Source organism: Thalassobaculum fulvum (assembly GCF_014652915.1).
Lineage (GTDB): Bacteria > Pseudomonadota > Alphaproteobacteria > Thalassobaculales > Thalassobaculaceae > Thalassobaculum_A > Thalassobaculum_A fulvum.
In genome coordinates this window covers 228,702-253,468 of the sequence record NZ_BMZS01000011.1, presented here as the reverse complement: position 1 = coordinate 253,468, position 24,767 = coordinate 228,702, and the positions used below count along the sequence as shown (strand labels likewise).

28 protein-coding genes are annotated in these 24,767 nt (G+C 70.9%); 22 read left to right on the top strand and 6 right to left on the bottom strand.

What is annotated here, in order from left to right:
* Positions 1-14: 14 nt before the first annotated feature.
* From IE246_RS22680 to IE246_RS28200, 9 genes are all read left to right on the top strand, one after another.
* Positions 15-1,013 (top strand): ABC transporter permease, encoded by a 999-nt coding sequence (locus IE246_RS22680; protein ID WP_189993966.1) that lies wholly within the window; start codon positions 15-17, stop codon positions 1,011-1,013.
* A 74-nt stretch (positions 1,014-1,087) separates the two neighbouring features.
* Complete coding sequence (locus tag IE246_RS22675; RefSeq protein ID WP_189993964.1) at positions 1,088-2,065, top strand: PaaX family transcriptional regulator C-terminal domain-containing protein; 978 nt, start codon at positions 1,088-1,090, stop codon at positions 2,063-2,065.
* A gap of 134 nt (positions 2,066-2,199) precedes the next feature.
* Positions 2,200-3,195, top strand: a complete 996-nt coding sequence (gene paaA / locus IE246_RS22670) for a 1,2-phenylacetyl-CoA epoxidase subunit PaaA (RefSeq protein ID WP_189993962.1) — start codon at positions 2,200-2,202, stop codon at positions 3,193-3,195.
* A 10-nt stretch (positions 3,196-3,205) separates the two neighbouring features.
* Positions 3,206-3,490, top strand: a complete 285-nt coding sequence (paaB, locus tag IE246_RS22665) for a 1,2-phenylacetyl-CoA epoxidase subunit PaaB (protein WP_189993960.1) — start codon at positions 3,206-3,208, stop codon at positions 3,488-3,490.
* On the top strand, positions 3,490-4,275 hold the full coding sequence (gene paaC / locus IE246_RS22660; RefSeq protein WP_189993958.1) for a 1,2-phenylacetyl-CoA epoxidase subunit PaaC: 786 nt from the start codon (positions 3,490-3,492) through the stop codon (positions 4,273-4,275). Before paaB ends, paaC begins: the two co-directional genes overlap by 1 nt.
* A 10-nt stretch (positions 4,276-4,285) precedes the next feature.
* Positions 4,286-4,774, top strand: a complete 489-nt coding sequence (paaD, locus tag IE246_RS22655) for a 1,2-phenylacetyl-CoA epoxidase subunit PaaD (protein ID WP_189993956.1) — start codon at positions 4,286-4,288, stop codon at positions 4,772-4,774.
* A 199-nt stretch (positions 4,775-4,973) separates the two neighbouring features.
* Positions 4,974-6,050, top strand: coding sequence for a 2Fe-2S iron-sulfur cluster-binding protein (locus IE246_RS22650; RefSeq protein ID WP_189993954.1), 1,077 nt, complete (start codon positions 4,974-4,976; stop codon positions 6,048-6,050).
* 40 nt (positions 6,051-6,090) lie between these two features.
* Positions 6,091-6,867, top strand: a complete 777-nt coding sequence (locus IE246_RS22645; RefSeq protein ID WP_189993952.1) for a Phenylacetic acid catabolic protein — start codon at positions 6,091-6,093, stop codon at positions 6,865-6,867.
* A complete protein-coding gene (locus tag IE246_RS28200) occupies positions 6,864-7,481 on the top strand; it encodes a transferase hexapeptide repeat family protein (RefSeq protein ID WP_189993949.1) in 618 nt (205 codons plus the stop codon). Before IE246_RS22645 ends, IE246_RS28200 begins: the two co-directional genes overlap by 4 nt.
* 220 nt (positions 7,482-7,701) lie before the next feature.
* On the opposite strand, the gene IE246_RS22635 is transcribed toward IE246_RS28200, so the two are convergent.
* The 4 genes from IE246_RS22635 to paaG all read right to left on the bottom strand — a co-directional run bounded on the left by IE246_RS22635 (position 7,702) and on the right by paaG (position 10,963).
* Positions 7,702-8,298, bottom strand: coding sequence for a TetR/AcrR family transcriptional regulator (locus tag IE246_RS22635; protein WP_189993947.1), 597 nt, complete (start codon positions 8,296-8,298; stop codon positions 7,702-7,704).
* Positions 8,299-8,368: 70 nt separating this feature from the next.
* Positions 8,369-9,679: a phenylacetate--CoA ligase PaaK gene (gene paaK / locus IE246_RS22630; protein WP_189993945.1), complete on the bottom strand. Its 1,311-nt coding sequence runs from the start codon at positions 9,677-9,679 to the stop codon at positions 8,369-8,371.
* A gap of 40 nt (positions 9,680-9,719) precedes the next feature.
* A complete protein-coding gene (gene paaI, locus IE246_RS22625; RefSeq protein WP_189993942.1) occupies positions 9,720-10,166 on the bottom strand; it encodes a hydroxyphenylacetyl-CoA thioesterase PaaI in 447 nt (148 codons plus the stop codon).
* The gene (gene paaG, locus IE246_RS22620; protein WP_189993940.1) at positions 10,166-10,963 is read right to left on the bottom strand and encodes a 2-(1,2-epoxy-1,2-dihydrophenyl)acetyl-CoA isomerase PaaG; all 798 of its coding nucleotides are present in this window, start codon (positions 10,961-10,963) and stop codon (positions 10,166-10,168) included. The genes paaI and paaG overlap by 1 nt, the downstream gene beginning before the upstream one ends.
* A 164-nt stretch (positions 10,964-11,127) precedes the next feature.
* Between paaG and paaN the strand changes: the two genes are divergently transcribed.
* The 13 genes from paaN (at position 11,128) to IE246_RS22555 (ending at position 22,506) form a co-directional block, all read left to right on the top strand.
* Complete coding sequence (paaN, locus tag IE246_RS22615) at positions 11,128-12,792, top strand: phenylacetic acid degradation protein PaaN (RefSeq protein ID WP_189993938.1); 1,665 nt, start codon at positions 11,128-11,130, stop codon at positions 12,790-12,792.
* A gap of 71 nt (positions 12,793-12,863) precedes the next feature.
* Positions 12,864-14,009, top strand: a complete 1,146-nt coding sequence (locus tag IE246_RS22610; protein ID WP_189993936.1) for an ABC transporter substrate-binding protein — start codon at positions 12,864-12,866, stop codon at positions 14,007-14,009.
* A gap of 82 nt (positions 14,010-14,091) precedes the next feature.
* On the top strand, positions 14,092-14,964 hold the full coding sequence (locus IE246_RS22605; RefSeq protein ID WP_189993934.1) for a branched-chain amino acid ABC transporter permease: 873 nt from the start codon (positions 14,092-14,094) through the stop codon (positions 14,962-14,964).
* Positions 14,965-14,966: 2 nt separating this feature from the next.
* Entirely contained in the window at positions 14,967-15,941 is a 975-nt protein-coding gene (locus tag IE246_RS22600; protein ID WP_189993933.1) for a branched-chain amino acid ABC transporter permease, read from the top strand.
* The gene (locus IE246_RS22595; protein WP_189993931.1) at positions 15,938-16,726 is read left to right on the top strand and encodes an ABC transporter ATP-binding protein; all 789 of its coding nucleotides are present in this window, start codon (positions 15,938-15,940) and stop codon (positions 16,724-16,726) included. The genes IE246_RS22600 and IE246_RS22595 overlap by 4 nt, the downstream gene beginning before the upstream one ends.
* Positions 16,713-17,414, top strand: coding sequence for an ABC transporter ATP-binding protein (locus IE246_RS22590; RefSeq protein WP_189993929.1), 702 nt, complete (start codon positions 16,713-16,715; stop codon positions 17,412-17,414). Before IE246_RS22595 ends, IE246_RS22590 begins: the two co-directional genes overlap by 14 nt.
* A 174-nt stretch (positions 17,415-17,588) precedes the next feature.
* Positions 17,589-18,569 (top strand): fumarate hydratase, encoded by a 981-nt coding sequence (locus IE246_RS22585; protein WP_189993927.1) that lies wholly within the window; start codon positions 17,589-17,591, stop codon positions 18,567-18,569.
* Positions 18,530-19,213, top strand: coding sequence for a fumarate hydratase C-terminal domain-containing protein (locus IE246_RS22580; protein ID WP_189993925.1), 684 nt, complete (start codon positions 18,530-18,532; stop codon positions 19,211-19,213). The genes IE246_RS22585 and IE246_RS22580 overlap by 40 nt, the downstream gene beginning before the upstream one ends.
* Positions 19,214-19,244: 31 nt before the next feature.
* Positions 19,245-19,661, top strand: coding sequence for a hypothetical protein (locus tag IE246_RS22575; protein ID WP_229837442.1), 417 nt, complete (start codon positions 19,245-19,247; stop codon positions 19,659-19,661).
* Positions 19,662-19,847: 186 nt separating this feature from the next.
* A complete protein-coding gene (locus tag IE246_RS22570; RefSeq protein WP_189993923.1) occupies positions 19,848-20,930 on the top strand; it encodes an alkene reductase in 1,083 nt (360 codons plus the stop codon).
* 37 nt (positions 20,931-20,967) lie between these two features.
* The gene (locus IE246_RS22565) at positions 20,968-21,555 is read left to right on the top strand and encodes a TetR/AcrR family transcriptional regulator (protein WP_189993921.1); all 588 of its coding nucleotides are present in this window, start codon (positions 20,968-20,970) and stop codon (positions 21,553-21,555) included.
* 23 nt (positions 21,556-21,578) lie between these two features.
* Positions 21,579-21,881 (top strand): YciI family protein, encoded by a 303-nt coding sequence (locus tag IE246_RS22560; RefSeq protein ID WP_189993919.1) that lies wholly within the window; start codon positions 21,579-21,581, stop codon positions 21,879-21,881.
* Between the two features lie 13 nt (positions 21,882-21,894).
* The gene (locus tag IE246_RS22555; RefSeq protein WP_189993917.1) at positions 21,895-22,506 is read left to right on the top strand and encodes a DNA-3-methyladenine glycosylase I; all 612 of its coding nucleotides are present in this window, start codon (positions 21,895-21,897) and stop codon (positions 22,504-22,506) included.
* A 9-nt stretch (positions 22,507-22,515) separates the two neighbouring features.
* Here the strand turns inward: IE246_RS22555 and IE246_RS22550 are convergent, their stop codons facing one another.
* Complete coding sequence (locus IE246_RS22550; RefSeq protein ID WP_189993915.1) at positions 22,516-23,622, bottom strand: NAD(P)/FAD-dependent oxidoreductase; 1,107 nt, start codon at positions 23,620-23,622, stop codon at positions 22,516-22,518.
* A complete protein-coding gene (locus tag IE246_RS22545) occupies positions 23,619-24,716 on the bottom strand; it encodes an ABC transporter ATP-binding protein (protein ID WP_189993913.1) in 1,098 nt (365 codons plus the stop codon). The genes IE246_RS22550 and IE246_RS22545 overlap by 4 nt, the downstream gene beginning before the upstream one ends.
* Positions 24,717-24,767 lie beyond the last annotated feature (51 nt).

Sequence of the window (24,767 nt, the reverse complement as noted above, 5' to 3'; positions counted from 1 at the left end):
AGCGGAGGCGAAGCATGGCGGCGAACACCGCGAACGCGTCCCTGGACGACGCCATCAACCGGACCGGCGACGGCTTCCTCGGCCGGCTGCTCGGGCGCCACGTGTTCTGGGTGACGGTGGCGGCGATCCTCGCCTGCCTGATCATGAGCGTCGCCACCGACACCTTCGCGACCGAGCGCAACCTGTTCAACGTCACCCGCAACTTCGCGTTCGTCGGGATCGTGGCGCTCGGCATGACCGCGGTGATCATCACCGGCGGCATCGACCTGTCGGTCGGCTCGGTGATGGGGGTCTGCGGCATCCTGATCGGCGTGGTGATGAGTGCGGGGTACTCCTTCACGGTCGGCGCCGCGGCGGCGCTCGCCGGGGCCGGCGCGGTCGGGCTGATCAACGGCTGGCTGATCGCCTATGCCGGCATGCCGCCCTTCGTGGTCACGCTGGGCATGCTCAGCATCGCCCGCAGCCTCGCCATGGTGTTCTCGAACAACAAGATGATCTACGACTTCGGCCCCGACACCGACCTGCTGCTGGCGCTCGGCGGCGGCACCACCTTCGGGGTCGCCAACCCGGTGGTCGTCCTGGTGGTGCTGGCCCTGGCGTTCGGCTTCGTGCTGCGCTGGACGCGCTGGGGCACCTGGATCTACGCGATCGGCGGCAACGAGCAGGCCGCCAACCTGACCGGCGTGCCGGTGCGGGCACTCAAGCTGTCGGTCTACGTGCTGTGCTCGCTGACCGCCGGCATCGCCGCCATCCTGATGGTCGGCTGGCTCGGGGCGGTCACCACCGGGCTCGGTCAGACCGACGAGCTCAGGGTGATCGCCGCCAGCGTGATCGGCGGCGCCAACCTGATGGGCGGGGCCGGCACGGCGCTGGGTGCGGTGGTCGGCGCCGCGCTGATCGAGGTGATCCGCAACTCCCTGCTGCTGCTCGGCGTCGACGCGTTCTGGCAGGGCACCTTCGTCGGCGGCTTCATCATCCTGGCGGTCGCGTTCGAGCGGTTCCGCCGGCGCTGACCACGCCGGAACGGTTGCGCGACGCGCGCCGGGCCATGTTAGCTGTGAGGCGCGCAACCGTTCAGAGCCCGTCGATGACTGCCCCCTCGACTGCCGCCTTCGACTTCGAGCCCCGGGCCCGCGCCCTGATCGCGGACTACCCGGACCGCCTGCCGCTGCGGGCCGCGGCGTTCATCGTCACCCTGTACGGCGACGTGGTGGTGCCGCGCGGCGGCACGCTGTGGATCGGCAACGTCATCGAGGCCTGCGCCGAGGTCGGGATCAGCGAGACCCTGGTGCGCACCGCAGTGTCGCGGCTGGTGGCGGCCGGCCGGCTGTCCGGGTCGAAGGCCGGGCGCCGCAGCTTCTACAGCCTCACACCTGCCGCCCGCGACGAGTTCGAGCGCGCCGCCGAGATCCTGTACGCCGCTCCCGACGAGCCGACAGTCGATCACAAGGCGGCCGACGACTGGACCGTGGTGATGGCGGCCGGCGCCGACGGCCGGCCGGCGGTCGAGGCCCTGGCCAGGCAGGGCTTCGGGCTGGCCGCGCCGGGGGTGGCGCTCCGCCCGGGCGGCGCGGCGCCGGCGACGGCGGACGTCGCGCCGGGGCTGCTGGTCTTCCAGGCCCGGCTGACCGGCACCACATCGCAAGGGACGTTGAAGGATCTGGCCGCCGCCGCCTGGGACCTGCCGGCGCTGGCCGCCGAGTACGACGGGTTCGTGGCCCTGTTCAGCCCGATCGCGGCGGCGTTGGACGACGCCGGGCGCGGCCGGCTGAATGGCGCGCTGGCCCTGGCGGTCCGGCTGCTGCTGGTACACGCGTTCCGTCGGACCGCCCTGCGCGACCCACGGCTGCCGGCGACGGCGCTGCCCGCGGACTGGAGCGGCCGGACCGCCCGCCGGCTGTTCGGAGCCGTCTACCGGGCGCTGTCGCCGGATGCCGACGACCATGTCGCTCGGCGGTTCGTGGACGGCGACGGTCCGGTCGCGGTGGATGCCGAACGGCTGCGTCGACGGCTCCGGAACCTGTCCGAGACCGGCGACCGGCCGATCGGGCGGATGGCGTCGTAGGGACCGGTCGGGAGACGCCGGGCCGCGACCCGATCTGTCACGGAATTTTCGATTTTGACGATTGAGTTGTGACGCATTGGATTCTATAGTTCGACCAATCGGTCGGTGAATGCCGACCCGCAGGGGAGGATGCGATGTACGCCCAGATGGTGAAGACCGAGGCGGACCGGCCGCGGACCCTCGAGGAGATGGATCCGCAGGAGCGCGCCTTTCAGGAACGGATCGACGCCGGCATCAAGATCGAGCCCAAGGACTGGATGCCCGAGGGCTATCGCAAGACGCTGATCCGGCAGATCTCGCAGCACGCCCATTCCGAGATCGTCGGCCAGCTTCCCGAGGGCAACTGGATCACCCGGGCCCCGACCCTGGAACGCAAGGCGATCCTGCTGGCCAAGGTGCAGGACGAGGCCGGCCACGGCCTATACCTGTACTGCGCCGCCGAGACCCTGGGGGTCAGCCGCGACCAGCTGACCGAGCAGCTGCTCAGCGGCAAGGCCAAGTACTCGTCGATCTTCAACTACCCGACCCTGACCTGGGCCGACATCGGCGCCATCGGCTGGCTGGTCGACGGCGCTGCGATCATGAACCAGGTACCGCTGCAGCGCTGCTCGTTCGGGCCGTACAGCCGGGCGATGATCCGGGTGTGCAAGGAGGAGAGCTTCCACCAGCGCCAGGGCTACGACATCATGATGAAGCTCTGCCAGGGCACGCCCGAGCAGAAGGCGATGGCCCAGGACGCCCTGAACCGCTGGTGGTGGCCGTCGCTGATGATGTTCGGCCCGTCGGACGCCGAGTCCGTGCACTCCGCGCAGTCCATGGCCTGGAAGATCAAGCTGAACTCCAACGACGAGCTGCGCCAGAAGTTCGTCGACCAGACCGTGCCGCAGGCCGAATACCTCGGCCTGACCGTCCCCGACCCGGACCTGAAGTGGAACGAGGACAAGGGCGGCTACGACTACGGCGAGATCGACTGGGCCGAGTTCTTCGAGGTCATCAAGGGCAACGGCCCGTGCAACCGCGAGCGCATGGCCGCCCGGGTCAAGGCGCACGAGGACGGCGCCTGGTTCCGCGAGGGCCTGATGGCGCACGCCGAGAAGCAGGCTGAGCGCCGGCGCAACGCCGCCGCCTGAGGAGACGATCATGAGCAGCGAGTGGCCCCTCTGGGAGGTCTTCGTCCGCGGCCAGCACGGCCTGTCGCACCGCCACGTCGGCAGCCTGCACGCCCCGGACGCCGAGATGGCGATCAACAACGCCCGCGACGTCTACACCCGCCGCAACGAGGGGGTGAGCATCTGGGTGGTCAAGGCCGGCGACATCACCGCCAGTTCCCCGGGCGACAAGGGCCCGCTGTTCGAGCCGTCGAACAGCAAGGTCTACCGGCACCCGACCTTCTTCGACATCCCCGAGGAAGTGGGGCCGATGTGATGGCGCGCGCGGCAACCGACGACACGGCTCTGTTCGAGTATGCGCTGCGGCTCGGCGACAACTGCCTGATCCTCGGCCACCGGGTGTCGGAGTGGTGCGGCCACTCGCCGGTCCTGGAGGAGGACATCGCGCTGGCGAACGTGGCGCTCGACCTGATCGGCCAGACCCAGCTCTGGCTGGGCCTCGCCGGCGAGATCGAGGGCCAGTGGCGCGAGGGTGGGGGCCGCAGCGCCGACGACCTCGCCTTCCTGCGCGACGCCGGGGCGTTCCGCAACCTGCTGCTGGTCGAGCAGCCGAACGGCGACTTCGGCAAGACCCTGGCCCGGCAGTTCCTGTTCGACGCCTGGCACAACGCCATGCTGGGCGCCCTGCAGGGATCGGCCGACAAGCGGGCGGCGGAGATCGCCGAGAAGGCCGCCAAGGAGGTCGCCTACCACCTCAACCGCAGCCGCGACCTGGTGGTCCGGCTCGGCGACGGCACCGCCGAGAGCCATTCCCGCATGCAGCGGGCGCTCGACGATCTGTGGTTCTACACCGGCGAGCTGTTCCTGGCCGACGAGGTCGACGCCGCGATGCTGGCGGCCGGCATCGGCCCCGACCTCGACGACATCCGCGCACAGTGGGACGCCGAGATCGACCGGACCCTGAAGCAGGCGACCCTGCGCCGGCCCGATTCCGGCCACGTCCAGAAGGGCGGCAAGCGCGGCGTGCACAGCGAGCACCTGGGCTACGTGCTGGCCGAGATGCAGTTCCTGCAGCGCGCCTATCCGGGCGCCCGCTGGTAGGAGCCGGCAGATGCGTCCCGCGACCGATCAGATCCGGGCCTGGCTGGACGAGGTGCCGGACCCGGAGATCCCGGTGATCTCGCTGGTCGACCTCGGCATCATCCGCGACCTCGCCTGGGAGGACGACACCCTGGTGGTGACGGTGACGCCGACCTATTCCGGCTGCCCGGCGACCGCGGTGATCAACCTGGAGATCGAGACCGCGCTGCGGGCCCACGGCATCGAGCGGATCGAGCTGCGGCGCCGGCTGTCGCCGGCCTGGACCACCGACTGGATCAGCGACAAGGGCCGCCGGAAGCTGCAGGGCTACGGCATCGCCCCGCCGGTCGCCGGCACCGCCGGCTGCAACCTGGCCGGCGACGCGGCGCCGACGGTCGTCTGCCCGCACTGCGGCTCGACCGCCACCCGGGTGGTCAGCCAGTTCGGCTCGACCCCGTGCAAGGCGGCGTTCCGCTGCGACGACTGCCTGGAGCCGTTCGACTACTTCAAGTGCCACTGAGGGGTGAGGGATGGAAAAGAGCCCGTCGCCTCGTGGGTTCCGGCTCCCTCCCGCCACCGGCGGTCCGGTCCGGAATGACGAAGGAAAAGGTGGGACAGTCTCCTCCTGTCGTCATTCCGGACGACCGCGCGCCGGCGCGGACGAGCCGGAACCCACCAGCCGCCTCGCGGTATCCGTCAGCTAAGCGAGTGAAACCGACATGGCGCAGTTCTATCCGTTGAGCGTGGCCGACATCCGGCACGACACCCGCGACTCGGTCGTGGTGACCTTCGAGCCGCGGCCCGAGGACCGCGACCGCTTCGCCTATGTCCAGGGCCAGTACCTGACCTTCCGGCAGCGCTTCGACGGCGAGGAGCTGCGCCGCTCCTACTCGATCTGCGCCGGCCGCGGCGAGCGCACCTTGCGGGTCGGCATCCGCCGCATCGACGGCGGCTGCTTCTCGACCTGGGCCAACGAGGAGCTGAAGGTCGGCGACGTGCTCGAGGCAATGCCGCCGATGGGCAACTTCCACGCCCCGATCGAGGCTGCGAGCGGCCGCAGCTACCTCGGCTTCGCCGGCGGCAGCGGCATCACCCCGCTGCTCGGCATCGTCAAGACGGTGCTGGCCGAGGAGCCGAAGTCGAGCTTCACGCTGGTCTACGGCAACCGCTCGATCAACACGATCATGTTCCGCGAGGAGCTGGAGGACCTGAAGAACCAGCACCTCGGGCGCCTCAGCATCCTGCACGTGCTGGAGAGCGAGGACCCCGACGGCGGGCTGTTCAGCGGCCGGCTCGACCGCGACAAGTGCCGGGCCCTGTTCGGCCGCTGGATCGACGTCGCCCATGCCGACCTCGCCTTCATCTGCGGGCCCGAGCCGATGATGCTGGCGGTCGCCGAGACCCTGAAGGAGCACGGCCTGCGCGACGACCAGGTCAAGTTCGAGCTGTTCGCCAGCGGCCAGCCCGGCCGCGCCCGCCAGCCGGCCGGCGCGTCCAGGGCGGAGAGCGGCGAGGCGACCTGCACCGCGACCATCATCCTGGACGGGGCGGCGCAGACCGTGACCGTCGCGAAGGCCGGCCAGACCATCCTGGAGGCCGCCCAGGCGGCGAAGATCGACGTGCCCTACGCCTGCACCGCCGGGGTTTGCTCGACCTGCCGGGCCCTGGTGGTCGAGGGCGAAGTCGAGATGCAGGCGAACTACGCGCTCGAGGACTACGAGGTGCGGCGCGGCTACGTGCTGACTTGCCAGAGCCACCCGGTCAGCGACAAGGTCGTGATCGACTACGATCGGTAGAACGCCGCCCCGGAAGCGGCAGCCAGGGGGAACGTCGGGAATGAGCGACGAGATCGAACTGACCGACTACCTGAGCCGCGGCGGCAAGCTGTCGTCGCCGGCCAACGTGCCGCCGCGCTATCGCGGCGAGCTGATGCGCCTGATGGCGACCTTCGTCGATTCCGAGATGGCCGGTGCCGCCGGCTTCGCCGGCATCATCAACGACGGTCCGGGCATCAAGGAGCGGATCGCCGCCAGCCGCATCGTGTTCGAGAAGCTGGCCAACGCCGACCGGGTGCTGCGGATCATGGGCGAGTTCGGCGCCGACACCGCCCGCTACGCCGGCCACCACCCGTGGAGCGCGCGCCTGCCGCGGGATTCCGACATCGGCGCCAGCCGGCGGCAGGGCGACATGCGGCTCAGCGTGTTCCACTACCCGATCGAGGGCTGGACCGACGCGGTGGTGATGAACGTGCTGATGGGCCGGGCCACGGTGATCCAGCTCGACGAGTTCGCCGGCGGCTCCTACCAGCCGCTGGCCGAGGCGTTCCGGGCGATCCTGCCGACCGAGATCCGACACGCCGAGCTCGGCCTGGAGGGCCTGCGCATGCTGGCGCTCGACCCCGAGGAGCGCGCCCGGGCCCGCGCCAGCGCCGCCTACTGGCACCCGCGGGTGGCCGCCAGCTTCGGGTCCGCCGCCTCGCCGCGGTTCGACACCCTGAAGCGCTTCGGCCTGCGCCGCACACCGAACGAGACCCTGGCCGAGAACTGGCGCACCGAGGTGGCCGAGCTGTTCGACGAACTCGGCATCGGTCCCGCGGAAGGAGTTCCCGAATGAGCGGCGTATACGCCTTCGACGGCGTGATCCCGGTGATCCACCCGACCGCCTTCGTGCACCCGGCGGCGGTGCTGATCGGCGACGTGGTCGTCGGGCCGAACTGCTATGTCGGGCCGCTGGCCTGCCTGCGCGGCGACTTCGGGCGGATCGTCATGGAGACCGGCTCGAACCTGCAGGAGACCTGCGTCGTCCACTCGTTCCCGGACGTCGAGGTGGTGATCGAGCAGGAGGGCCACATCGGCCACGGCGCCGTGCTGCACGGCTGCCGGATCGGCCGCAACGCCCTGGTCGGGATGAACGCGGTGGTGATGGACGAGGCCGTGGTCGGCGAGAACAGCATCGTCGCCGCCATGGCGTTCGTGAAGGCCAAGGACCGGATCCCGCCGAACAGCCTGGCGGTCGGCAGCCCGGCCCGGGTGGTCCGCGAGCTGAGCGAGCAGGAGATCCAGTGGAAGCGCCAGGGCACCGGCGTCTACCGCAAGCTCGCCGCCGAGGCCGCCGGCAAGCTGGTGAAGTGCGAGCCGCTGGCGGCCGAGGAGCCCGACCGCAAGCGCGTCACCGCGCCGCGCTACGACCCGCTGTTCCTGGAGCGCCTGAAGTTCGGCGACGACTGACGGCCGAGCGGCGGGTGGGTTCCGGATGCGTCCCGCCTGCGGCGATTTCCCGAATTCGCGAATTCAATTCGGTGTCAATTCAATTCGGGGGAATTCGGTGACAGTGCACTTATCTCGGCGGGCGACGAGACAAGTGCGTGCAATTGAGTGCACTGTCACCGGAATTATTCCAGAGATCCGCGCCCGGCCCGGCTCCTGGACCCACGCAGCGTCGGGCGCCCTACTTCACCGCCCGCACGCCCTCGACGATCAGGGTGGTCGCGAGGTCGGCGTATTCCTCGCGGGTCAGGCCGCCCTCGGGGCGGAACCACATGAACACCCAGTTCAGCATGCCGAACAGCGACATGGTCACCGGCTTCAGCAGCGGCCGGCCGGCGTCGAGGTCCGGGTTGAGCTCCCGCAGCACCGCGCTGAACCGCCCGACGATGCTGCGCTCCAGGGCCTTCAGCTCCTCGGCCTTGTCGGCCGGCAGGGTCTTCATGCCGTCGATCTGGACCTTGTGATGGTGGTCGGCGTCCCGGTAGCTCTCCAGCACCTGGCCGATCAGCAGCCGCAGCCGCCGCTCCGGCGGCAGGGCCGGGTCGTCGACCGCGGCGATGGCGGCGTCGAGCTCCTCCAGGTGGCTGCGGATGATGTCCACCAGCAGCTCTTCCTTGCTGTCGTAGTAGTGGTACAGCAGGGCCTTGGAGACGCCGCAATGGGTCGCGACCTGCGCCATCGAGGCGCGGTCGACCCCGTGCTCGGCGAACACCGAGGCCGAGCGGTCGAGGATCGCCTGGCGCTTGTCGTCGTAGTCGGCCGCGCGGGTCCGCGCCATCAGCCATCCTCCTGCCGGCGGTGAAAGCGTCTTCTATGCGGCGGGAGCGGTGCCGCGCAACGGTCGACGCTCATCCCTTCGGCCGCTTGTCGACCACCCGGCGGGCCTTGCCTGCCGAGCGCTCGACCCCGCCCGGGTCGTTCACCACCACCGCCGCGCTGATGCCGATCACGCTCTTGATGTGATGCGCCAGCTCGCGCGCCGAGGCGTCGCGGGCCGCCGCATCCGCGCTGCCCTCGACCGCCTCGACCAGCACCGCCATGCGGTCCATCCGGCCGTCGCGGGTCAGCTCGATCTGGAAGTGCGGCGCCAGGCCCCGGCACTTCATGAGCTGTTCCTCGATCTGGGTCGGGAACACGTTGACGCCGCGGATGATCATCATGTCGTCGGAGCGCCCGGTGATCTTCTCGATCCGCCGCATCGAGCGCGCCGTGCCCGGCAGCAGCCGGGTCAGGTCGCGGGTGCGGTAGCGGATGATCGGCAGCGCCTCCTTGGTCAGCGTGGTGAACACCAGCTCGCCCTTCTCGCCGTCCGGCAGCACCGCGCCGGTCTCCGGGTCGATGATCTCCGGGTAGAAGTGGTCCTCCCAGATGTGCAGGCCGTCCTTGGTCTCGACGCATTCGTTGGCCACACCCGGCCCCATCACCTCGGACAGGCCGTAGATGTCGACCGCATGCATGTCGAAGGCCTGCTCGATCTCCTGGCGCATGGCGTTGGTCCACGGCTCGGCGCCGAAGATGCCGACCGCCAGCGAGGTCTCGCGCGGGTCCATGCCGAGGCGCCGGAACTCGTCCAGGATCGACAGCATGTAGGACGGCGTCACCATGATGATGCGCGGCCTGAAGTCGGTGATCAGGGTCACCTGCCGCTCGGTCATGCCGCCGGACACCGGCACCACCGTGCAGCCCAGCTTCTCGGCCCCGTAATGGGCGCCGAGGCCGCCGGTGAACAGCCCGTAACCGTAGGCGATGTGGGCGATGTCGCCGGCCCGGCCGCCGGAGGCGCGGATCGAACGGGCCATCAGGGACGCCCAGTTGTCGATGTCGGCGGCAGTGTAGCCGACCACCGTCGGCTTGCCGGTGGTGCCGGACGAGGCATGCACGCGCGCCACCTTCTCGCGCGGCACCGCGAACATGCCGAACGGATAGGTGTCGCGCAGGTCCTGCTTGCCGGTGAACGGGAACCTGGCGAGGTCGGCGAGGCTGTTCAGGTCATCGGGGTGCACGCCGGCCTGGTCGAAGCGCTGCCGGTAGAACGGCGAGTTCTCGTAGGCGTGGCCGAGCGACCACTTCATGCGCTGCAGCTGCAGGGCGGCGATCTCGTCGCGCGACGCGGTCTCGATCGGCTCCAGATCCCCGGGCTTCGGCGACAGGTCTTCCATGGCGTTCTCTCCCGAACGGCACCTTCCGGCGCCTTGTTCCTTACTCCGCGGGCACCAGGGTCCCGCCGATGGTCCGCGAGTGGCCGCGGAACTCGGCGATCGCCTCGCCCTTCTGGTTGGTGACGACGATGTCGTAGATGCCGCTGCGGCCATAGCGCTGCACCTCGCGGGCGGTCGCGGTCAGCCGGTCGCCCTCGAACGCCGGAGCGATGAAGGTGACCGAGCAGTGCTGCGCCACCGAGCGGGTGTTGTAGCTGTTGCAGGCGAACGCGAAGGCCGAGTCCGCCAGGGTGAAGATGAAGCCGCCGTGGCAGGTCCTGTGCCCGTTGGTCTTGCTGGCGTCGACCGTCATCGCCAGCACCGCGGTGCCGGGGCCGATCGACTCGATCGCCATGCCGAGGCGCTGCGACGCCTGGTCGTCGTCCCACATGGCGCGGGCACAGGCTTCGGCGAGATCCTGCGGCGAGAGGGCGGTGGGCGAATCCATCAGCGGCGTCCGGTGAAGTTGGCGGGGCGTTTCTCGGTGAAGGCGGCGACGCCCTCGGCGTAGTCCGGGGTCAGCCCGGCCTCGCGCTGCAGGTCGCGCTCCAGGTCGAGCTGGTCGTCCAGGCTGTTGGTCGACGCCGCCTGGATCGCCCGCTTGGTCAAACCGAGGCCGACGGTCGGCCCGGCGGCCAGCGAGGCGGCGAGCTTGCCGGCCTCCTCCATCAGGTGCTGGTCGTCGACCGCGTGCCAGATCAGCCCCCAGCCGGCGGCGGTCTCGGCGTCGAGCGGCCGGCCGGTCAGCGCCAGCCCCTTGGCCCGGGCCTCGCCGACCAGCCGGGTCAGCGCCCAGGTGGCGCCGGAATCCGGCACCAGGCCGATCTTGCAGAACGCCTGGATGAACTTGGCCGAGCGGCCGGCCAGCACCAGGTCGCAGGCCAGCGCGACGCTGGCGCCGGCACCGGCCGCCACGCCGTTGACCGCGCAGACGATCGGCTTGTCGATGCTGCGGATCAGCCGGATCAGCGGGTTGTACAGCCGCTCGATGGTCTCGCCGAGATCCGGCTCGCCGTCGGCCTTGTGGGGATCGACCTCAGCCAGGTCCTGGCCGGCGCAGAACGCGCGGCCGGCGCCGGTCAGCAGGATCGCCCGCACGTTCTCGTCCCACTTCGCCTCGTCGAGGGCCGCGTGCAGCGCGCGGTGCATCGCCTCGTTGAAGGCGTTGAGCTTGTCGGGTCGGTTCAGGGTCAGCCGGGCGATCCCGTCCGCCACCTCGACCAGCACCGTGTCGTTCGGCGCCATGCTTCGTCCTCCCTGGCTGCCTGCCGTTGCATCGTCGCGCAATTCTGCGTCAGCGGCCGGCAATTCTGAATTGGCATCTTGCATTGACCGGCCGGTCAGTCAATTGTAATTGTCGACCAACGAGAACCGGCGCGCGACGACGACGCGCATCTGCGGGAGGACCCATGGCCGATCTGTTCGAGACCCATCGCGCGCTGCTGACCCGGGCGGTCGAAGCCACGGCCGAGCGCGGCTTCTGGTCCGCCTACCCGGAGACGCCGAGCGGCAGGATCTACGGCGAGACCGCCAAGCAGGACGGCGAGGCGGCGTTCAACGCCCGCCTCGGCAAGCCGTTCGCCCTGCCCGGCCACCCGGCCGACCGGGGCACGGTCGGTGCGGAGACCTCGCCCTACGGCCCGGCACTCGACATCGCCTATCCGGCCGCTTCCGTCGACGCGCTGATCGCCGCCTCGGCCGCCGCCGGCAAGGGATGGGCGGCCGCGACCGTCGAGCAGCGGGTCGGCGTCTGCCTGGAGATCCTGGCGCGGCTTAACCGGCGCAGCTTCGAGATCGGCAACGCGGTGATGCACACCACCGGCCAGGCCTTCGTGATGGCGTTCCAGGCCGGCGGCCCGCACGCCCAGGACCGGGCGCTCGAGGCGGTCGCCTACGCCTGGGCCGAGATGACCCGCACCCCGGCGACGGTCGAGTGGAGCAAGCCGCAGGGCAAGGGCGACCCGCTGGTGCTGGAGAAGCGCTACCGGATCGTGCCGCGCGGCATCGCGCTCACCATCGGCTGCGCGACCTTCCCGACCTGGAACGGCTATCCCGGCATGTTCGCCAGCCTGGCGACCGGCAACACGGTGATCGTGAAGCCGCACCCGACGGCGATCCTGCCGCTGGCGATCACCGTCGAGATCGGTCGCGAGGTGCTGGCCGAGCAGGGCTTCGACCCGAACGTGCTGCTGCTGGCGGCCGACGCCCCCGGTGCCGAGAACACCAAGGAGCTGGCGACCCGGCCGGAGGTCGCGATCGTCGACTTCACCGGCTCCAACGCGTTCGCCGGCTGGCTGCGCGCCAACCTGAAGGACGCCGCGCTGTACACCGAGGAGGCCGGGGTCAACTCGATCGTGGTCGCCTCGACCGACGACTTCGCCGGCATGTGCGCCAACATCGCGTTCTCGCTGTCGCTGTACAGCGGGCAGATGTGCACCGCCCCGCAGGACGTGTTCGTGCCGCGCGGCGGGATCGAGACCGACCAGGGCCACAAGTCGTTCGACGAGGTCGCCCAGGGCATCGCGGCGGCGGTCGACAAGCTGCTGGCCGACCCGGCGCGGGCCATCGGCGTGTGCGGCGCGATCGCCAGCCCGGCGACCGTCGCGCGCGTCGAGGCGGCGGCCGGGCTCGGCCGGGTGGTGCGGCCGTCGCTGCCGATCCCCGGCTTCGACGAGGCCCGCACCGCGACCCCGCTGATCCTGGCGGTCGACGCGTCCGAGACCGACACCCACCTGGAGGAGCGGTTCGGCCCGATCGCCTTCGTGGTGGCGACCGACGACGTCGCCGACGCGATCGCCCGGGCTGCTGGCGCCGCCAGGGCCAGGGGCGCGATCACTGCGGCCGCCTACGCCACCGACGACACTACGCTGGACGCCGCCGCCGACGCCTTCGCGGCCGCCGGCGTGAACCTGTCCTGCAACCTGACCGGCGGCATCTTCGTCAACCAGAGTGCCGCCTTCAGCGACTACCACGTGACCGGCGCCAACCCGGCCGGCAACGCCTGCCTGACCGACGCCGCGTTCGTCGCCAACCGCTTCCGGGTGGCGACGGTGCGGCGCCCGAAGGCCGCCTGAGCGCCGCGAGGCGCGTGCCTGCGAACACCAACAACAACACGAACACGCAACGCCCCTAGGGAGGAGCACCCATGAAGAAGTCCATCCTGCTGTCCTGGACGGCCGCGGCGGCACTCGCTGTCGGCCTGGCCGGTCCCGCCGACGCCGAGATCAAGATCGGCTCGACCCTCGCGGTCACCGGCGGCGCCTCGTTCCTCGGCGATCCCGAGGCCAGGACCCTGAAGATGCTGGTCGACGAGGTGAACGCCGCCGGCGGCGTCAACGGCGAGAAGCTGGAGCTGGTCCAGTACGACGACGGCGGCGACCCGAACAAGGCCCGCACCTTCGCCACCCGCCTGGTCGAGGACGACGAGGTCGTCGCGGTGATCGGCGGCTCCACCACCGGCGCCACCATGGCGATGATCCCGGTGTTCGAGGAAGCCAAGATCCCGTTCATCTCGCTGGCCGGCGCCGTGGTCATCATCGACCCGGTCAAGAAGTGGGTGTTCAAGACCCCGCACACCGACCGGATGGCCTGCGGCAAGATCTTCGAGGACATCCGAAAGCGCGGCCTGTCGAAGGTCGGCCTGATCTCCGGCTCCGGCGGCTTCGGCAAGTCGATGCGCCAGCAGTGCCTGGACGTGGCAGGCTCGGCGGGCGTCGAGATCGTCGCCGACGAGACCTACGGGCCGGACGACGCCGACATGACCCCGCAGCTCACCAAGATCAAGAACGCGGCGGGCGTGCAGGCGATCCTGAACGCCGACTTCGGCCAGGGCCCGGCGATCGTCACCCGCAACGTGCGCCAGCTCGGCATCGCGCTGCCGCTGTACCAGTCGCACGGCGTCGCCTCGAAGAGCTTCATCGAGCTCGCCGGCGAGGCTGCCGAGGGCGTGCGGCTGCCGGCCTCGGCGCTGCTGGTCGCCGACAAGCTGCCGGACAGCGACCCGCAGAAGGCGGTCGTCGTCGGCTACAAGGCGGCCTACGAGAAGGCGACCGGCGAGCCGGTCTCGACCTTCGGCGGCCACGCCTACGACGCCTTCCAGATGCTGGTCGCGGCCATGAAGAAGGCCGGTTCGTCCGAGCCGGCCGCCGTACGCGACGCCATCGAGCAGACCAGGGGCTTCATGGGCACCGCCGGCGTCGTCAACATGTCGGCGACCGACCACCTCGGCCTCGACCTGACGGCGTTCCGCATGCTGGAGATCCGCAAGGGCGACTGGACCCTGGTGGAGTAAGCCGCCGCGACACGGCGGGGTGCGGCTCTGCACCCCGCCGTCGACGCGACCCGGACCGGCCGATGCGGAGGCGGGCACGCCGATGTCGGAACTGCTGCAGTTCACTTTCTCGGGGCTGACGGTCGGGGCGGTCTACGCCCTGGTCGCGCTCGGATTCACCATCATCTACAACGCCTCCGGCGTCGTGAACTTCGCCCAGGGCGAGTTCGTGATGCTGGGCGGCATGATCACGGTGTTCGCGCACGCCGCCGGCGCGCCACTGCCGGCCGCCGCCGCGCTCGCGGTGGTCGCCACCGCCGCAATCGGCATCCTGCTGAACAAGCTGGCGATCGAGCGGGCGCGCGGTGCCTCGGTGGTGACCCTGATCATCATCACCATCGGCGCCTCGATCTTCCTGCGCGGTGCCGCCCAGCTCGGCTTCGACAAGCAGCTCCACCGGTTCCCGAGCTTCAGCGGCGACGACCCGATCGCGATCGCCGGCGCCACCATCCTGCCGCAGAGCCTGTGGATGCTGTTCGGTGCCGCGGTGGTGTTCGCCGCCCTGTACCTGTTCTTCACCCGCTCGCTGACCGGCAAGGCGGTGCTGGCGACCGCCAACAACAAGCTGGCGGCCCAGCTCGTCGGCATCGACACCGACTTCGTGATGGCGCTCAGCTTCGGGCTGTCGGCGGCGATCGGGGCGCTCGCCGGGGTGCTGGCGACGCCGATCACCCTGACCAGCTACGACGCCGGCACCGCGCTCGCCCTCAAGGGCTTCGCCGCCGCCATGCTGGGCGGCATGGGCAACCCGTTCGGCGCCCTGGTCGGCGGCCTGCTGGTCGGGCTGATCGAGGCGACGACCGCCGGCTACCTCAGCTCCGACTACAAGGACGCTGCCGCCTTCGTTGTGATCCTGGCGGTGCTGTTCGCGATGCCGCAGGGCCTGTTCGGCAAGTCCGCCCAGGAGCGGGTCTGACCATGCGCCCGCTCTTCGCCAAGCCGATCTCCGCCAAGCAGGCAACCCTGCTCGTCCTGCTGCTGCTGATCGCGGTCGCACCGGCGTTCTTCCCCAGCAACTTCTACTACCGGGTCGGCACCCTGATCTTCATCAACGGCCTCGCCGTCACCGGGCTGGTGGTGCTGATCGGCTATGCCGGCCAGATCAGCCTCGGCCATGCCGGGTTCGCCGGACTCGGCGCCTACGCCTGCGCGCTCGGGCCGGTGCATCTCGGCCTGCCGCCGGCGCTCAGCCTGGTGCTGGGGGCGGTGCTGTCGGGCCTGCTGGCCTGGCTGGTCGGCCGGCCGATCCTGCGCCTGAAGGGCCATTACCTGGCGATCGCCACCCTCGGCTTCGGGGTGCTGGTGTCGATGGTGCTGGCCAACGAGGCCTGGCTGACCGGCGGGCCGGACGGCATGGCGGTCGCCGACCTCGGCCTGCGCGGCCTGCTCAAGAGCGCCGGGATCAAGGTCGGCAACGCCGAGCTCTGGTACTGGCTGGCCGGCCTGATCCTGCTGGCCGGCGCCTGGCTGGCCCTGAACCTGAAGGACAGCCCGAGCGGCCGGGCCCTGCGGTCGCTGCACGACTCCGAGGTCGCGGCCCGCACGGTCGGCGTCGACGTCGCCCGATACAAGCTGTCGGCGTTCGTGATCTCGGCGGTCTACGCCTCGGTGTCGGGCTCGCTGCTGGCGCTGACCAACCGGTTCGTGACCCCGGACATCGCCAACTTCCTGCACTCCATCGAGCTGGTGACGATGACCGTGCTGGGGGGGGCCGGCACGGTGATCGGGGCCGCCACCGGCGCGCTGCTGCTGACCGCGCTGCCGCAGGTGCTGACCGCGCTGCAGGAGTACGAGCACATCGTGTTCGGCCTGATCATGATGCTGGTGATGATCTTCCTGCCCGACGGCCTGCTGCCGAGCCTGCACCGCCTGCTGCGCCGGAGGGTGTCATGACTCTGTTGTCGGTCGAGGGCCTGGGCATCGACTTCGGCGGCGTCACCGCCGTCGACGGCGTCGGCTTCACCGCCGAGCCCGGCCGCATCGTCTCGGTGATCGGCCCGAACGGCGCCGGCAAGACCACGCTGTTCAACATGATCTCCGGGGTCTACCTGCCGCACCGCGGCAGGGTCCGGCTGGACGGCGAGGACGTCACCGGGCTGGCCCCGAACCGGCTGGCCGAGCGCGGGCTGTCGCGGACCTTCCAGAACCTGCAGGTGTTCCTGCGGATGAGCGTGCTGGACAACGTCATGGCCGGACGCCACCTGGCCGAGCGGGGCTCGACCCTGGCCGACCTGCTGGGCCTGCCGTCGACCCGCCGGCGCAGCCGCGAGACCGAGCGGGCGGCCCGCGCCCTGCTGGAGCGCGTCGGGCTGGAACGCGCCGCCGAGCGCGAGGCCTCTGCCCTATCCTACGGCGCGCTCAAGCGGCTGGAGATCGCCCGGGCGCTGGCGGCGCGGCCGCGGCTGCTGCTGCTCGACGAGCCGGCGGCCGGCTGCAACCCGGTCGAGACCGAGGAGATCGACGCCCTGATCGCGGCGATCGCCGCCGAGGGCGTGGCGGTGCTGCTGGTCGAGCACGACATGAAGCTGGTGATGAAGATCTCGCATCACGTGGTAGTGCTGGACCACGGCGAGAAGATCGCCGAGGGCGCGCCGGAGGCCGTAGCCCGCGATCCGAAGGTGGTCGAGGCCTATCTCGGCGCCCATGCCGGCCGGGAGGGCAGCCATGCTCTCGGTTGAGGGACTGCGCAGCCGCTACGGCCGCATCGAGGTGCTGCACGGCGTCGACCTCGAGGTGAAGGCCGGCGAGATCGTTACCGTGATCGGCGCCAACGGAGCCGGCAAGACCACTCTGCTGCGCTGCCTGTCGGGGGTGCAGCCGGTGGCCGCCGGCCGCATCGTGTTCCGCGGCGACGACGTCACCCGCACCGCCGGCCACCGCCGGCTCGGCGCCGGCCTGGCGCAGGTGCCGGAAGGCCGGCAGATCTTCACCAACCTGACGGTCGAGGAGAACCTGCGGCTCGGCGCCTACCTGTTCAGCGACGACCGGGTCGACTCCGATATGGCCGAGGCGTTCGCGATGTTCCCGGTGCTGCGCGAGAAGCGCAACCAGCGGGCCGGCGGGCTGTCGGGCGGCCAGCAGCAGATGCTGGCGATGGCGCGGGCGCTGATGGGCCGGCCGAACTGCCTGCTGCTGGACGAGCCGAGCATGGGGCTGGCGCCGATCCTGGTCGACCAGATCCTCGACGTGGTGCGCAACCTGAAGAGCCTGGACGTGACCGTGCTGCTGGTCGAGCAGAACGCCTATGCCGCCTTGGCGATCGCCGACCGCGGCTACGTCATGGAGACCGGCCGCGTCACCATGTCCGGCCCGGCCGCCGAGCTGATCGCCGACGCGCGGATCCGCGAGGCGTATCTGGGGGTGTAGCGCGCCCGTCGCATCGTGGGTCCCGGATCTCGCTGCGCTCGTCCGGGATGAGGGAACAACAAGACCCTCATCCCGGACGTCGCGTCAGCGGCGATCCGGGACCCACGCGGTTCCCAACCCCGGCCCGACCCGCTACGCTCCCCCCCGAGGAAACGCACCAGAGGGCAGGCCGCCATGCCCCATCCCCCGAAGATCGCCGCCGACGCGCTCGAGGACGCCGCCCGCACCGTGATGGCCAAGGCCGGAATCGAGATCCCGGACGACTATCTCGGCGGCATCAGGGAGATGGCGGACACCGAGCGCGGCGACCTGTCGGCCTTCGTGCTGCAGGCCATGCTGGAGAACTGGGAGGCCGCCAAGGCCGACCAGCGGCCGATGTGCGCCGACACCGGGGTGCCGCGCTGGTACGTGAAGTACGGCAACGAGGCCCGGGTCGAGGGCGGCCCGGTCGAGGTCGAGCGCCGACTGCGCCGCGCCACCGCCCGCGCCACCCACGACGTGCCCCTGCGCCCCAACCGGGTGCATCCGCTGAGCCGCCGCGACAACGACAACAACGTCGGCATCAACGCCCCGGAGATCGAGTACAGCTTCGAGCCGGACGCCGACTGGGTCGACATCACCACCGTCCACAAGGGCGGACTGTTCGGCACCGACTATCGCATGCTGTTCCCGGCCGACGGGATCGACGGCATCAAGCGCTTCTATCTCGATACCCTGGTGGCGTTCGGGAAGCGCGGCCTGGCCTGCCAGCCGGCGATCGTCGGCATCGGCCTCGGCGGCTCGAAGGACACCTGCATGGTGCTCGGCAAGCAGGCGGCCTGCCTGCGCACGGTCGGCGACCGCAACCCGGAGCCGGAGATCGCGGCGCTGGAGCTGGAGCTGAAGGAGCTCGGCAACTCGATCGGCATGGGGGCCATGGGCTTCGTCGGCTCGTCGATGGTCGTCGATTGCCACATCGAGGTCGGCTACACCCACACCGGCGGCATGCCGATGAGCGTGCACTGCTTCTGCCTGTCGTCGCGCCGCGCGACCGCAAGGCTGCACCCGGACGGGCGGGTCGAGTACCGCACCGACCCGCAATGGTTCACCCCCTACATGCGACGGGACACGGTCGAATGGCAGACAGCCGCGGAAAGCTTCGAGAAGTCCGCCTGACCACCCCGGTCAGCGACGCGGCCCTGCGCGGCCTGCAGCTCGGCGACGTGGTCTATCTCGACGGGCTGATCTACACCGGCCGCGAGAGCGTCTACAAACGCGTGCTGCAGGACGGCATGGCCCCGCCGGTCGACCTCAAGGCCCTGACCAACGTGAACTTCCACTGCTCGCCGGCGGCGGCCCGCAACGACGACGGGACCTTCAACGTCGGCGCCGTCACCGCCACCGCCAGCTTCCGGTTCTCCAAGTGGCTGCCGAAGTGGTTCGAGGTGTCGGGTGCGAAGGTGATCGTCGGCAAGGGCGGGATGAGCGAGCAGGACTACCGCGATGTCTTCGTGCCGGCCGGCGCGGTGTACCTGACCACCGTCGGCTACGGCACCGGCGCGCTGCTCGGGCGCGGCATCAGGCGCGTGCTCGACGCCCACTGGATCGACGACCTCGGCATCGCCCAGGCCATGTGGGTGCTGGAAGTCGAGAAGTTCGGCCCGCTGCTGGTCGAGAGCGACCTGGACGGCAACTCGCTGTTCGAGCGCCAGAACCGGATCGTCAACCAGGGCCTGGCGCGGGTCTACGAGGGGCTGAAGGCGCCCAGCCTGGCGCGCTACGGCGAGACCGACGACCGGCGCGACGAACTGATCGGGTAGAACGGCCCCTGGCCGGCGAACGGAGGATCTGATGCGGATGGTTCCCCTGATGCTGCTCGCCCTGGCGGCCTATGCGGTCGTCGCGGTGAGCGGCGAGACCCTGCTGTCGGCGGCGGTCGTCGCCGTCGCCCTGCCCTCGGGCTCGGTGTGGACCTTCGACGTCGCCGACCTGATCCTGGCGTTCGGGCTGGTGCTGCTGTTCGTCGAGATCCTGAAGGCGACCCGGACCAGCGTGGCGGCGGCACTGGACCACGGGCTCAGCATGCTGATCTGCGTGGCGGCGCTGCTCGGCTTCCTGCTGGTTCCCGCCCTCGGCACCAGCGACTTCTTCCTGCTGTTCCTGATGACCCTGATCGACGTGGTCGCCGGCTTCACGGTGTCGCTGATGGGCGCCCGCCGCGACATCGGCTACGGCGGCGGCTTCGGCGACAGCGTGAACCGCGACTGAGCGTCCGCGGCGGCGATCCCGGCCGCCCCCTCTCCCTGAAGACCTGACCTTCGCGACACCCGGATCGGCGAGTCCGCCCCGGCGTGTCGGCGCGCGCCCTTGACGAATTAGGACGTTTGTCCTACATGCTTGCTCACATCTAGGACAAACGTCCTATTCATGGTATACCCACCGCCGGAGACATTCATGACCGCCGATCTGTTCGACACGTTCCAGATGGGGGACCTGACCCTCGCCAACCGCATGGTCATGGCGCCGATGACCCGCAACCGCGCCGACGGCGACGGCGTGGTGCCGCCGCTGATGGTCCGCTACTACGCCCAGCGCGCCAGCGCCGGGCTGATCGTCACCGAGTCGGCGCCGGTGTCGCCCGGCGCCGTCGGCTACCCGTTCACCCCCGGCGCCTTCAGCGACGCCCAGGCGGCCGGCTGGCTGCGCCTGACCAATGCCGTACACTCCGCCGGCGGCCGGGTGTTCATCCAGCTCCAGCACTGCGGACGGATCTCGCACCCGAGCCTGCAGCCGGGCGGCGCCACCCCGGTGGCGCCCTCGGCGATCCGGCCCGACGGCCAGGCGGTGACCTATGCCGGCACGCAGGACTTCGTGACCCCGCGGGCACTGGAGACCGGCGAGATCCCGGCGATCGTCGAGGAGTTCCGGCACGCCGCCGAGATCGCCCGGCGAGCCGGCTTCGACGGGGTCGAGGTGCACGGCGCCAACGGCTACCTGATCGACCAGTTCCTGCGCGACGGCAGCAACCGGCGTACCGACGCCTACGGCGGCAGCCCGGCCAATCGGATGCGGCTGCTGAACGAGATCCTCGACGCGGTCGCCACGGTATGGCCGGCCGGGCGCATCGGCCTGCGCCTGACCCCGGAAAACGGGTTCAACTCGATGGCCGATTCCGACCCGCAGGCCCATTTCGGCTACTTCTTCGAGCGGCTCGGCGGGCGCGGCCTCGCCTACCTCCACGTGCTGGAAGGCGACATGACGACCAAGGCCAGCGCAGTCGACTACCGGGCACTGCGGGCCATGTTCGACGGCCCGTATATCGCCAACAACGGCTACGACCTGGCGCGTGCCCGGACCGCGATCGCAAGCGGCGCCGCCGACCTGGTGGCGTTCGGCATCCCGTTCCTGGCCAACCCGGACCTGGTGCGGCGCTACCGCGAGGACCTGCCGCTGAACCTGGCCGACCCGACCACCTTCTACGCCGGCAGCGAAACCGGCTACACCGACTACCCCGTCTACCACGGCGCGCACGGATAGCCGCGCCGCCGTCACCCCGCGTCCAGGAGAGCGATCCATGGCCGAGAAGTCGACCCGCGAGACCATCGTCGAAGCCGCCGACCGGCTGTTCTACGAGCACGGCTTCGAGCACACCTCGTTCGCCGACATCGCGACCGTGGTCGGAATCTCGCGCGGCAACTTCTACTACCACTTCAAGACCAAGGACGAGATCCTGGACGCGGTGATCGCGGCCCGCATGGCCAGGACCCGGATGATGTTGGACGGCTGGGAGGCCGGGGGCGACACCCCGGTCGCCCGGATCCGCAGCTTCATCGACATCCTGATCGTCAACCGGGCCGCCATCGAGCGCTACGGCTGCCCGGTCGGCACGCTGTCCACCGAGTTGGCCAAGCTCCGCCACGGCTCGCAGGCCGAGGCCGGCCGGCTGTTCGGCCTGTTCCGGAGCTGGCTGCGCCGGCAATTCGAGCAGCTCGGCCGCGGCGACGACGCCGACGACCTGGCGATGCACCTGCTGGCCCTGAGCCAGGGCGTCGCCACCCTGTCCAACGCCTTCCGCGACGAGGCGTTCGTTCGCCGGGAGGTCGAGCGGATGTACGCCTGGCTCGACCGCGAGACCCGGGGTGCCGCGGCCCGCCGACATTGATCCCCCCGAGAGCGAGGAAACCGATGTTCATCGTGATGCTGAGATTCGCCGAGAACCGGGCCGAGGCGGGCCGCCACATGGACGGCCACAAGGCCTGGATCGCCCGCGGTTTCGCGGACGGCGTGTTCCTGGTGGTCGGCAGCCTGGTCCCCGGCCTCGGCGGCGCCGTGGTCGCCCACGCCACCACCCGGGCCGACCTGCAGGCGCGCGTCGCGGCCGACCCGTTCGTGGCCGAGAACGTGGTCACGGCGGAGATCCTGGAGATCGAACCGGCGCGGGCCGACGAGCGCCTGGCCTTCCTGCTGAACGCGCCGGCCGCGGCGTGAGGGGCTTGCATCGATGAGCACCGTCTTCACCGGCCCCGACGGCCGGCCGCGCTGCCGCTGGTGCGGGGCGGCCCCGGAGTTCCTGGACTATCACGACCGCGAATGGGGCTTCCCGGTCGCCGACGACACCAGGCTGTTCGAGAAGCTGTGCCTGGAGGGCTTCCAGTCGGGACTGAGCTGGCGGACCATCCTGGCCAAGCGCGAAAACTTCCGGGCCGCCTTCCACGGCTTCGACTTCGACCGGGTCGCCGAGTTCGGCGAGACCGACGTCGAGCGGCTGCTGCAGGACCCGGGGATCGTGCGCCACCGCGGCAAGATCGAGGCGGTGATCAACAATGCCGCCCGGGCCCGCGAGATGGCGGCGCGCGAGGGTTCGCTGGCGGCGTTCTTCTGGCGCTACGAGCCGGCCCCGGCCGACCTCGCCGCCCCGCAGACCGCCTCGACCTCGGCAACGTCGGAGCGGCTGTCGAAGGACCTGAAGAAGCTGGGCTGGCGGTTCGTCGGCCCGACCACGGTGTACGCCTTCATGCAGGCCATGGGGCTGGTCAACGACCACGTCGGCGACTGCACGGTCCGCGCCGAGGTCGAGGCGGCGCGCCGGGCGTTCGTCCGGCCGGGGCGCTGACGGCGCGGATCAGGCAGCCAGCCCCGGTCGTCCCGGGTGCAGCGCCGCCACCACGTCGGCCGGCAGCGCCGGTACCCGGCCCAGCACCAGGTCGGCGGCCAGCCGCGACAGCGCCGGCGAGGTCTGGACCCCGTAGCCGCCCTGTCCGGCCAGCCAGAAGAAGCCGTCGGCATCGGGGGCGAACCCGACCACCGGGGTACGGTCGGCCACGAAGCTGCGCAGCCCGGCCCAGCTGCGCTCGACCCGGGTGACCTCGACCGTGGTCATGCGCTCGAACCGGTCGAGGCCTTCGGCCAGCACCATGTCGTCGGGCCAGGCGTCATGCGGCTCCACCGGATCCTCGTCGGCCGGCGACACCATCAGCTTGCCGGCCTCGGGCTTGGCGTACCAGCTCTCGGAAGCCGACACGAACAGCGGCCAGCGGTCGACCGCGTGACCCGGCGGCGCCGGCAGGATCGCCGCCGACCGGCGCATCGGCACCAGTCCGACCGGCGTCGCGCCGGCCAGGCCGGCGACCGTGTCGGCCCAGGCGCCGGCGGCGTTGACCAGCACCGGCGCCTCGAATGCCCCGGCCGCCGTCGCGACCCGCCAGACGCCATCCGCCCGCTCGATCCGCCCGGCCCCGGCGCCGGTCACGATCCGGCCGCCGTGGCGGCGCAGCAGGCGGGCGAAGCCCTGCAGCAGCCGGTCGACGTCGATGTCGCGGGCATCGCGCTCGATGGCGGCACCATGGATCAGCTCGCGGCGCAGCACCGGCACCAGGGCCACCGCCTCGTCCGGTGTCAGCCGCTCGACGCCGGTACCCTCGGCCAGGTGCCGTTCCAGGTCCGGCAGCTCCGCCTCGGTCGCCACCACCATCTCGCCGCGCGGCGACAGCACCGTGTCGTCCAGGAAGTCCGGCGCCTCCAGTTCCGGCCCGCTGACGGCGTTCAGGGACCTCAGGGTGGCGTTGCCGTAGTTGGCAATGAAGATCGCCGCCGAGCGCCCGGTGGCGTGGACGCCGATCGCGCCCTCGTGCTCCAGCACGGTCACCCGGGCGTCGGGCGCGATCCGGGCGGCCGCCGAGACGCCGGCGATGCCGCCGCCGATCACCAGGACGTCGGCCGTGCCGGTCACGTCGTCCCCGCGGCGCGTTCCACGGGCAGGGCGGTGCAGTCCTCGGGCCGCACGGCGACGGTGACGGTCGCCCCCTCGGGGAACGGCCGGCCGTCGATCATCTGGATCGCCTGGAGCCGGCTGTCGCCGATGCGCAGGAAGTAGCGCGCCAGCTGGCCCTGGTAGTCGACGGCCTCAACCGTGGCCGGAGCCCCGACCGTGCCCGCCGGCACCGCGTCGCCGGCGCTCAACGCCAGCTTCTCGGCCCGCACCACCAGGCGGGCGGCCGTGGCGTCGCCGAGCCACAGCGCCCGCTCGCGCGGCACCGCCAGCCGGCCGAACGCCGCGGTGTCGAGCTCGACCGACCCGGCGTCCGCCCCGGTCACCCGGGCGTCGAACAGGTTGGCCGCCCCCAGGAACCGCGCCACGAACTCGTTGGCCGGGGTGTTGTAGACCTCCTCCGGCACGCCCTCCTGCTGCACCTCGCCGGCGCTCATCACCACGATGCGGTCGGACATGGCGAGCGCCTCCGACTGGTCGTGGGTGACGAAGATCGAGGTCACGCCGATGCGGTGCTGGATCGCCTTCAGCTCGACCCGCATCTCCTCGCGCAGGTTGGCGTCCAGCGCCGACAGCGGCTCGTCCAGCAGCAGCACGTCCGGCTCGATGACGATCGCGCGGGCCAGCGCGATGCGCTGCTGCTGGCCGCCCGAGAGCTGGCTCGGGTAGCGGTCCTCGACGCCGGGCAGGCGGACGATCTCCAGCGCCTGGCGCACCTTGTCGCTCGCCTCGGCCTTCGGCACCCCGCGGTATTTCAGGCCGAACGCGATGTTCTGCGCGATGGTCTTGTGCGGGAACAGCGCGTAGTTCTGGAACACCAGCCCCAGGTTGCGCTTGTGGATCGGCACGTCGTTGACCCGGCGGCCGCCGACCAGGATGTCGCCGCCGGTCGGCGTCTCCAGCCCGGCCACCATGCGCAGGATCGTGGTCTTGCCGCAGCCCGACGGGCCCAGCAGCGTGGTGAACGAGCCTTCCTCGAACACCACGTCGGCCTTGCGGACCGCGGTGATCGGCCCGAACGACTTGCTCACACCCTTGAGTTCGACGCGTGCCACGGCAGCCCCGCCCGTTGTGGTTGTCCGGAGGTGCCGGGGCCGGCACTCGGC